The sequence below is a fragment of the Streptomyces sp. NPDC001156 genome, assembly GCF_053598275.1.
The window spans coordinates 1-9,638 of record NZ_JBSFJX010000267.1; the positions used below are offsets into that span (position 1 = coordinate 1).

The window sequence follows — 9,638 nt, forward strand, 5'->3', positions numbered from 1 at the left end:
CGAGGTCTTCGATCGCGATCGACACCCCGTGGCGTTTCGCCCAGTGCAGGAGCCGGATCAGCGCATGCCGTACCTGGGCATCCCGGTGGTCCGCGCTCCCGGACAGGTCGTAGAAGAACCGGCGCGGCCCGCCGACCGGGTTGCCGTGGGCGTCCAGCCGCCAGGCGGCCAGATGGTCGGCGTTCGTATCGACACCGATCACACCGCCCGTGCGGGCCTGGGACAGGGGGATGGTTGTGACTGGTGGGATGGTCCAGGAGGCGGTGAGGTACCAGCGGGAGCGGTCTGTGTCGTAGTGGATGCGGTAGGCCACGGACCGGTTCGTGGTGATGCGGTCGGCCCATTCCTCGCTGCGGTGGTGGAAGACCGCAGTGCCGGTGAGCGTATACCGGCCATGCGGGGCGTAGGCGAGGTGGGCGAGCGGGGTGGGTAGCTTGAGGGAGATTTCGCCGTCCGGAGTGACGCGGATGGTCTCATTGCCGAACCGCTTGCCCGATTCCCCGTCCGCCTGCAGGAACCAGCGCTCTGCCTCCCAACGTTGCCGCCACTGGGCCTGCGTGAGCTGGGCGGCGTGCAGGTGGTGCCGGTTGCGCGCGAGCCGCTTCCCGCCACGCACCACCCGGACGCGGCCCACAGCGCGGTCGGCCTGCCCGGCACCCAGCCGGTCTCGAAGGTCCTGCAGGCGCCGGGTCTTGGCGAACCACTCTCGTGCGCTGCGGTAGCCGCCCGGCGCCCGCCCCTTTCCCTTCTCTCCGACCGGCAGGGACAGGCGGTGCGCGATCGTCCGCACGCCCGCCTGAAGGCTGTGGATATGCGCGAGTTGGGCACGCCGCGCAAGCGCCTACTGATCGTGCGTGGCCTTGGTGATACTCCCGGCCCAACGCGACGAAGACTCCCCCGTCAGGGCCCGCTTACGCTCCGCCCACCTCTCCGCGGAGTGCTCCAGACCGTCGGCGCACCGGCGCTTGAGGTCCCTTGCGGCCAGCGAGCCAAGGTGCGCGCCCACCAGGCGCAGCACCTCCTCGTCGTCGGCGCTCAGGTGGCCCAGGCGGGTGCGGATCGCCACGCCCGACGGGCCGACGGCCACGAAGGGAGCAGCGATCATGCGCAACGACTCGTCAGGCATCGATGTACTCCCTCCAACACGCTTGAGCAGCAACAGGAAGAACGGTACGGGCGGGCACTGACATCAGTGCCCGCCACATGACGTGTGCGCGCTGCAACACCACGAACCAGGACATGCTCCTGCACAGCCCCGCGCGCTCCTGCACATCCGAAAACGACCAGTTCCCCACCCTCAGACTTCTGCACCATGTGGCGCGGCTGGCACACTGCTCCCCGTGCCCAAGGACCTTCGGATCGGGCTGCTCGGGGCAGCCGCCATCGCGCCGAGCGCGCTGATCAAGCCGGCGCGGCAGACGCCGCGCGTCACCGTGACCGCCGTCGCGGCACGCGACCGGACGCGAGCGGAGGCGTTCGCCCGCAAGCACGGCGTCCCCGTCGTCCACGCCGACTACGATGCCGTGCTCGCCGACCCGCAAGTGGACGCTGTTTACGTGCCTCTGCCCAATGGTCTGCACGCCGAATGGACGCTGAAAGCTCTTCAGGCCGGCAAGCACGTGCTGTGCGAGAAGCCGTTCACCGCGAACCGCGTCGAAGCCGAGCGCGTCGCGGACGCTGCCGACGCCGCCTTCGTGCGCAGTGGCTTGGTGGTGATGGAGGCATTCCACTACCGCCACCACGCGCTTGCCGAACGGATGCGCGAGGTTGTGACCGGCGGCGAGCTGGGGGAGCTACACCGCGTCGAAGCCGATGTCTGCTTCCCTCTGCCACGGTTCAGCGACATCCGGTACAACTACGCGCTTGCGGGCGGAGCGACGATGGACGCAGGCTGCTACGCCGTGCATGTCGCCCGGTTGCTCGGGAACGGCGATCCGGCGGTGACGTCGGCACGGATGCTGACACTGCGCAAGGACACGCGCATCGACCGCGCCATGAGTGCCGAGCTCGCCTTCCCCGGCGGGGTGACCGGGCGCATCCGCGCGTCCATGTGGTCGCGCCGTGTGTTGTCGATCCGGGCCCGCGCGGTCGGGACGGACGGCGAGATGAACGTGACCAACTTCCTGATGCCCCAGCTCTACCACCAGTTGACGATCCGTACGTCGCGCGGTGCGGAAGGGCATGTTGTACGGCGGGAACGCGTGCCTCGGAACCCGTCGAGCTACGCCTGCCAACTGGAGGCGTTCGCCTCCGCGATCCTCGATGGCGGACCGGTCATTACGTCTGCCAGGGACGCTGTGGCGAACATGAGCGTCGTCGACACCATCTACCGCGCCTGCGGGCTACCGCTGCGCGGCGAGATGAAAGACCAAGCCGCGGCTCAGAACCCCTAACAGACTGATCAACAGCGTGGTTTCCTTCCCGACGCCTGCCGTCGCAACCGGTCCTCGATAGCCAATGTCGCTGGGCAGGGCCTGGAACGTGTCCGGTGGAACGCCGAAAAACTTGCGTCGTCTCGGCTGAGATTGCCTCCGTGACGGCCTTCGGTGGGGGCTTGGGCAGCGCTTCGCCCAAGTCGTGAGTGGGTGCCTCGCTGCCTTCGCCTGAGCCCCTCACGCGGTCATCCAGGGAATCCAACCGCGCTGTCTGATCTGGGCTTTTGCGACAGCCGACCCTAAGATCGGCGCACCAAGAAGGGGGGCCGGATGGACAGGAACATCCGCACCGTGGACGACGTGCTCAACCTCCTGGACAGCTTGTTCGCACCGGAGGCCGACCGCTGGACGGCTGACGCGGCCGCCTGGTGGGACAGCTTCTATGCGGACCGCTCCAGGCCGGTGCCGTTCTTTGTGGCGAAGCCGGACGAGAATGTGGTCTCCTACCTCGAGCGTGGGCTGATCCCTGTCGGTCGCGCCCTCGACTTGGGGTGTGGCCCGGGCCGCAACGCGCTTCACCTCGCCTCATGGGGCTTCGAGGTGGACGCCGTAGACCTCTCCCCAGCGGCCATCGTCTGGGCCGAGGACCGCGCCCGTGAGGCCGGGACCGAGGTCCGGTTCCACTGCGGCGACGCGTTCAACCTCGTCGGCACCGAACTGACAGGCCCCTACGACCTGATCTACGACTCCGGGTGCTTCCACCATCTGCCGCCGCACCGTCGCATCAGCTACCTCGCTCTTCTCAACCGAGCTCTTGCTCCCGGCGGCTATTTGGCCCTTACCTGTTTCGCGGCGGGCGAGATGGGTTCCGAACTCGGCGATGCCGACTACTACCGTACGTCCCGGCTCCATGGCGGCCTCGCCTACACACCGGAGTCGCTGCGCTGGATCTTCTCCGATCTGGCGGAGGTCGAACTCCGCCGCATGCGCCACGAGCCGCCCGAGTCCCCGCACTTTGGCGAGTCCTTCCTGTGGACGGCCTTGTTCCGCCGGTGATGCCGCCACGGCCGTCAGTGGCCATCAACACCCGGCGACAGGGGCGTTAAGCGCTCCCACGCCGCATCCGCCAACTCACCCCGACCCTCACGAGATCAATTATCTTGGCGCGCTTGGGCCGGTACGAACACACTCAGCCGGTAGGTGGTCGGCTGGGCCAGTCGCCCGCAGTACGTGTCCAAGCGAGCCGTCGACCAGTCGATCCACTTCGCTGTGGCCCGCAGCCGATGGAGATGGGCACGCCATTCCGACTCGTCCTGAGTCTCGAAGACGACTTCCCAGTGGCCGGCGTGAGGGGCGAGACCAGCCGCCACTTGCTGCCTCTCGTTCCGTTGCTCGTGTCTGCTTTTCCGCTGTTGCGCCACCGGCCCAGCATCTGCTGTCCTACCCCACTGCAGCAAGACCAATACGACTGCACAAGGCCAGCAAAGTGCTGACCACTTGTGTGCCGCCGAGAAACCATGCGGTCGCTCGGGCCTGGGCGGGGTCTGTACGGTCAACGGCCCTGTCTCACTTTCGGTGGTGACGGAACGTCGTCGGTGTCGTTGACACTCGTGTGCGAGATATCAACGAGCTTGTGAGCACGGTGTTTTCAGGACTGGCTCCCCTGACTGTCGAGGACGTCATCAACGAACGGGAGCGGATCCTGGTGCGGGCCCGGACGCCGGAGGGTCCGGTTCCGTGTCCGGGTTGCGGGGCGTCGTCGGAGCGTGTGCACGGTTATCACCTACGGACCGTGGCTGATGTATCGGTGGATGGGCGGCGGGTCGTGGTTCGCGTGCGGGTGCGGCGCCTGGTCTGTCCGACGCGCGGCTGCCGTCATACCTTCCGCGAGCAGGTGCCCGGAGTGCTGGAACGGTACCAGCGGCGCACCGCCCGTCTGACCAGGCAAGTCAAGGCCGTGGTCAAGGAGTTAGCGGGCCGGGCGGGGGTACGTCTGCTGACGGCGCTCGCGGTGGGCCTCTCGCGCCATACCGCTTTGCGTACTCTGCTGCATATATCGCTGTCCGCCCCGCGGGTGCCCCGCGTGATCGGTGTCGACGACTTCGCCCTACGCCGGCGTCACCGCTATGCCACCGTGGTGATCGACGCCGAGACTCATGAGCGGATCGATGTCCTGCCCGACCGCACCGCCGACACCCTGGAAAGATGGTTGCGTGAGCATCCGGGCGTCGAGATCGTGTGCCGTGACGGCTCCGCGACCTCGCCGAGAGGCTGTTTACTCCTCTGTGTAAGAGGTGATCTTGCTGGGTGCTGGTCGGTCCCTGGCTGACACCTGGAATGTGACGCACAGTGAGTGACCTGATGAACGAGCACGCCCCGCACGCCGAGTCCGCAGAGTCCCGCGAGGAGGCGTCCCGCCGGCTGGCCGGGGCCCTGTCGCCCGCCGCGATCGATCGGCTGCTGGCGGACGCGGAGGCGGCCGGGGTCGGCATCGACGGTCAGGGCGGTCTGCTGCAGCAGATGATGAAGGCGGTCCTGGAGCGGGCCCTGCAGACGGAGATGGCCGACCACCTCGGCTACGAGGCGGGCGACCCGGCCGGACGCGGCTCGGGCAACTCCCGCAACGGCTCCTACCCCAAGACGCTGACGACGGTGGCCGGCCCGGTCACCGTCGACGTGCCCAGGGACCGCAGGGCGGAGTTCGAGCCGGTGATCGTGCCCAAGGGCAGGCGGCGCCTGGCCCAGGTCGACGACATGATCTTGTCTCTGTACGGCCGTGGCATGACCACCCGGGACATAACCGCGCACCTGAAGGAGGTCTACGGCTCGGAGGTGTCCCCGGCCCTGGTGTCGAAGATCACCGATGTGGTCGCCGACGAGATAACTGCCTGGCAGAACAGGCCCGTTGACGAGGTCTACCCCATCCTCTACATCGACGCGCTGAGCGTGAAGGTCCGCGACGGCGGCATGGTCACCAACAAGTCCGCCCACCTGGTCATCGGCGTCGACGTGGACGGCATCAAGAACGTCCTGGGGATCTGGCTGCAGGATGCCGAGGGCTCGAAGTTCTGGCTGAACGTGCTCACCCAGCTCAAGAACCGCGGCCTGCGCGACGCGCTGATCGTGTGCTGCGACTGTGAGGATCAAGGGGTGCTGTTCGAGACCGTGGCCTGACCCGTGCTGCGACTGACCCAGTGTCCTGAGCGCCGATCTGTCGGCCCGGTCTCGAGCGGTGCTTGCTGTCACCGGACCTGCGCAGGCGTGTCCCGATAGGGGCCTTGGCCAGAAGGCACCGTCACAGTCCTGACCGCCCGCGCGGTCCGGTGTCGGCCACCCGTTCCGATCGGTCAAGGAGACGCATGGCCCGGCCCAGTCTGTCGCACACCCCCACCGCCTCGCAGCCCCTGCAGGATGAGGTTGTCCTCGGGGTCGATACCCACAAGGACGTTCATGTTGCTGCCGTCGTCAGCGTGCTCGGTGCGCTCCTGGGCACGCAGGAGTTCGCGGCAACTGCCGCCGGATATCGCGAGCTGCTTGCCTGGGCCCGCGGCTTCGGCCTGCTTCTTCGTGCGGGTGTGGAAGGGACCGGATCCTACGGCGCCGGACTGAGTCGTCATCTCGCAGTCGAGGGCGTAACAGTGACCGACGTGAACCGGCCTGACCGGGCAGCCCGGCGCCGGGCCGGCAAGAGCGACGCGGTGGACGCCGAAGCGGCCGCCCGCGCGGTGCTCGGCGGACGCGCCACGGTCACTCCCAAGAGCAAGGACGGCCCGGTGGAGGACCTGCGGGTCCTCAAGATTGTCAAGGACTCTGCGATCCGCTCCCGCACCCAGGCGATCAACCAGCTGAAGGCGCTTGTCGTCGGAGCGGAGCCCACCCTGCGGGAGTCATTGGCGGGCCTGACCAACCGCAAACTCTTCGCCGCATGCGCCCACTTGGCTGGCGAGGAAGGCGCCGTCCAGATGGCGCTGCGGCTACTCGCCGAACGGATCCAGCAGCTCACGGCCGAGATCACCACGGTCACCCGGCACCTCAAGGCCACCGTGCAAGAGCATCACCCACAGATCCTGGAGATCCAGGGAATCGGTCCGGACTCCGCGGCGATCCTTCTCATCGCGGCAGGCGACAACCATGACCGGATCCGCAGTGAAGCCTCCTTCGCGGCCCTCTGCGGCGTCAGTCCCGTCGAGCACTCGTCCGGCAAGAGCCAACGCCGTCGGCTCAATCGAGGCGGCAACCGGCAGGCCAACGCCGCTCTCTACCGGATCGTGCTCACCCGTCTCTACCTCGAGCGACGCACCGGCGACGGCAAGTCGAAACGGGAGATCATGCGCTGTCTCAAGCGGTACGTCGCCCGAGAGATACACCGTTGCATCGCAGCGGCTCCCTTGCCCGTTCCCGGGCCCCGAGCGGCTTGACTTTCCATAGGGGCATCGGGCTGACCGGCCTCCCGGAGGCCATCAACACCGTCTGGGACAAGGCCCTGGTCCAGACCTGTGTCACGCACCTGATCCGGTCGTCAATGAAGTACGTCTCCTACGGCGACCGCAAGAAGGTCGCCGCCGCCCTCAAGCCGATCTACACCGCCAGTACCGAGTCCGAGGCGCTGTCCGCCCTGGACGAGCTGCGCTCCGATTACGGCAAGAACTACCCTGGTCTACTTGCCAGTTGGGAAAGGGCCTGGGAGGAATTCATCCCCTTCCTCGCCTTCGACCGCGAGATACGCCGCGTGATCTATACCACCAACGCCATCGAATCCCTCAACTACCAGCTGCGCAAAATCACCAAGACCCGCGGACACTTCCCCTCCGATGACGCCGCCATCAAACTCCTCTACCTCGGCATCCGCCGCATCGAGGGCCGCCACATCGACGGTGACGGCCCCATCCCCCGCGGCCGCGTCCGCGGCACCGGCACCCTCGGCTGGAAGCGCGCCATGAACCACTTCATGCTCGCCTTCCCCGACCGCCTCCCCCTCTGACCCCAGCAAGATCACCGAAAGTAACCATCCCCAGGGCCCGACCAGCAAGGCCGCACACCTCTACATACACAAAGGAATTGACAACCTCTACGCCGAGGCGATCCGCCGCGCCCTGCCCGATGCCGTTCAGGTCGCCGACCGCTGGCATCTGTGGCACAACCTGTGCGAAGCCGTCCTGAGCGAGGTGAAAGCGCACAGCAGCTGCTGGGCCCCTGTGCTGGACACGCCCCTGTATGACGGGCCGCGCGCACAGACCACCCTGGAGCGCTGGCACCAGGTCCACGGACTCCTCGACCAGGGCGTGGGCCTGCTTGAATGCGCCCGCCGCCTGCAACTGGCCCTGAACACCGTCAAGCGCTACGCCAGGGCCGATCAGCCCGAACGGATGCTCCGTGTCCCCCAAGTACCGGGCCAACCTCGTCGACCCCTACCGCGAACACCTGCGCAAACGCCGGTCCGAAGATCCCGCCGTCCCCGTCAAGCACCTCTTCGAAGAGATCAAAGCCCTCGGCTTCACGGGCTGCCTCAACCTCCTGCACAAGTACATCAACCAAGGCCGCGCGGACGCCGACCGCAGTCACATCTCCCCGCGCAGGCTCGCCCGGATGCTGCTCACCCGGCCCGACAACATCAAGGCCGAACACCACGACCTCTTGGCCCGGCTCACCGCGGCATGCCCCGAGATGACCAAACTCGCCGCCCACATCCGGACCTTCGCCCAGCTCCTGGCACCCGACCCAGCAAACGGCGACCTGCTCGAGCACTGGATCATGTAGGTCCGCACAGCCGACCTACCCCACCTGCATGCGTTCACCCGGGGCCTGGAGCGGGACCACGACGCCGTGATCGCAGCCTTCACGCTCCCCTACCACAACGGCGGAACCGAAGGCGTCAACACCAAGACCAAGGCGATCGCGCGGCAAATGTACGGGCGGGCAGGCTTCACTCTCCTACGCCACCGCATCCTCCTCGGATAGCGTCACCCTCCGCTACCACCGAAAGTGAGACAGGGCCGTTCACCGGACAGACCCGTCCTCGGCGGACTCATTAATGAGTACAAGATGGCCAGTTGACAGTGGTACGAACCCCCAGATCAGCGCCCGAATCCCGTATTTGAGCCCCACACGGTGCCGTCCAGGTTCAGATGGGTCAGCCCCGCTGCCTTCGTCCGCTCCAGCGCGGAGTGCAGATCCGGCGCCCCGGCCGCCAGGACGGTCAGTCCTTCGTGCAGGTAGCGGTAGGCGGTGGAGGATGACAGGCCGTTGTCACGGGTGAGTTGCGTCCGGCGTGTGCCGTCGAGGAATCAGTGCAGGATGAGCACGGCCTGCCGGAAGCAGCCCAACGCACGCCGTCCCTGGCGGGTGCCGATCGCGGCGCGGTGGTCGCGCAGTAGGTGGGCCATGTGCTCGGTGGTGGATCGGCGGATCTCGAGCACGGTGGTGCATGTGACACTGGTCGGCACGTGAGGCCCCTCGGTCGGATCTTTCTGTCGTAAGATCGTTCCTACCAGGGGCCTTACGGTTGCCGGGACTTGGGCACAGCGGGGGCACGCAGCACAGTCCAGCGATCGCAGCGAGCGACGACCGGTTACCGGGAAAGGCTCAGTCCCGTCCGTAATTGCGAGATGTCGTGCGGACGAATGCCCGGGTGCGATGGGCGCACGGTTGGACCGTTCGAGCGAGTTTTTTGCTGTGGTTTGCCTGTGCCGAAATTCCGGCCGCGCGCGTTCCATCTGCCACTTCGCCGGTCAAGTCGCTCTGCAGGCCGTGACTGGCGTGGGTGAGTTGCCTTGCGGGCGATTGATGACACACCCTACCGTCCAATCCCGCCGGACAAATCGTCCAGTTTCGTTGGACAATGTTCGGGTTTCCATGAGTATTCGAGTCTTCGCGGGGGTCGTCGTCTGGTCGGCGTGCGGACCGCAGACCGCAGGGGCCTGCTTTGGAGGAGGAACGGGTCATGAGGGTCAGCGTTTTCGGGCTCGGCTACGTGGGCTGCGTGTCGGCCGCGTGCCTGGCCAGTATGGGTCACGAGGTCATCGGGGTGGACGTGAACCAGGTGAAGGTCGACCTGGTCAACGACGGCAAGGCCCCGGTGGTCGAGGAGGGGATCGGTGAGCTCGTCGCCGAGGTCGTGGGGACCGGAGGGCTGCGCGCCACTGGCGACGTCCGCGAGGCGATCATGGGCAGTGAGGTGTCGCTGGTCTGCGTGGGCACGCCGTCGGAGCCCAACGGCAGTCTGTGCACCAGGTACTTGGAGCGGGTCGCCGAGCAGATCGGCGC

Annotated in this window: 3 protein-coding genes and 7 pseudogenes; 8 read left to right on the forward strand and 2 right to left on the reverse strand. The window is 67.0% G+C overall.

Features of this window, described 5'->3' with window-relative positions; genetic code table 11:
* Nucleotides 1-1,126 (reverse strand): annotated as a pseudogene (locus tag ACWDA7_RS46620) (IS200/IS605 family accessory protein TnpB-related protein); the annotation flags it as partial.
* A 214-nt stretch (nucleotides 1,127-1,340) separates the two neighbouring features.
* On the opposite strand from ACWDA7_RS46620, the gene ACWDA7_RS46625 reads away from it, so the two are divergent.
* The 7 genes and pseudogenes from ACWDA7_RS46625 to ACWDA7_RS46655 all read left to right on the forward strand — a co-directional run.
* Entirely contained in the window at nucleotides 1,341-2,393 is a 1,053-nt protein-coding gene (locus tag ACWDA7_RS46625; RefSeq protein WP_450613492.1) for a Gfo/Idh/MocA family protein, read from the forward strand.
* A gap of 312 nt (nucleotides 2,394-2,705) precedes the next feature.
* On the forward strand, nucleotides 2,706-3,431 hold the full coding sequence (locus ACWDA7_RS46630) for a class I SAM-dependent methyltransferase (RefSeq protein ID WP_450613494.1): 726 nt from the start codon (nucleotides 2,706-2,708) through the stop codon (nucleotides 3,429-3,431).
* Nucleotides 3,432-3,987: 556 nt separating this feature from the next.
* Nucleotides 3,988-4,635 (forward strand): annotated as a pseudogene (locus ACWDA7_RS46635) (ISL3 family transposase); the annotation flags it as partial.
* Nucleotides 4,636-4,796: 161 nt separating this feature from the next.
* A pseudogene (locus ACWDA7_RS46640) lies at nucleotides 4,797-5,510 on the forward strand (IS256 family transposase); the annotation flags it as partial.
* A 224-nt stretch (nucleotides 5,511-5,734) separates the two neighbouring features.
* Entirely contained in the window at nucleotides 5,735-6,793 is a 1,059-nt protein-coding gene (locus ACWDA7_RS46645; RefSeq protein ID WP_450613496.1) for an IS110 family transposase, read from the forward strand.
* A gap of 17 nt (nucleotides 6,794-6,810) precedes the next feature.
* Nucleotides 6,811-7,356 (forward strand): annotated as a pseudogene (locus ACWDA7_RS46650) (IS256 family transposase); the annotation flags it as partial.
* Between the two features lie 88 nt (nucleotides 7,357-7,444).
* A pseudogene (locus tag ACWDA7_RS46655) lies at nucleotides 7,445-8,333 on the forward strand (transposase); the annotation flags it as partial.
* 146 nt (nucleotides 8,334-8,479) lie between these two features.
* Here the strand turns inward: ACWDA7_RS46655 and ACWDA7_RS46660 are convergent.
* A pseudogene (locus tag ACWDA7_RS46660) lies at nucleotides 8,480-8,818 on the reverse strand (IS5/IS1182 family transposase); the annotation flags it as partial.
* A 497-nt stretch (nucleotides 8,819-9,315) separates the two neighbouring features.
* On the opposite strand from ACWDA7_RS46660, the pseudogene ACWDA7_RS46665 reads away from it, so the two are divergent.
* A pseudogene (locus ACWDA7_RS46665) lies at nucleotides 9,316-9,638 on the forward strand (GDP-mannose dehydrogenase); the annotation flags it as partial.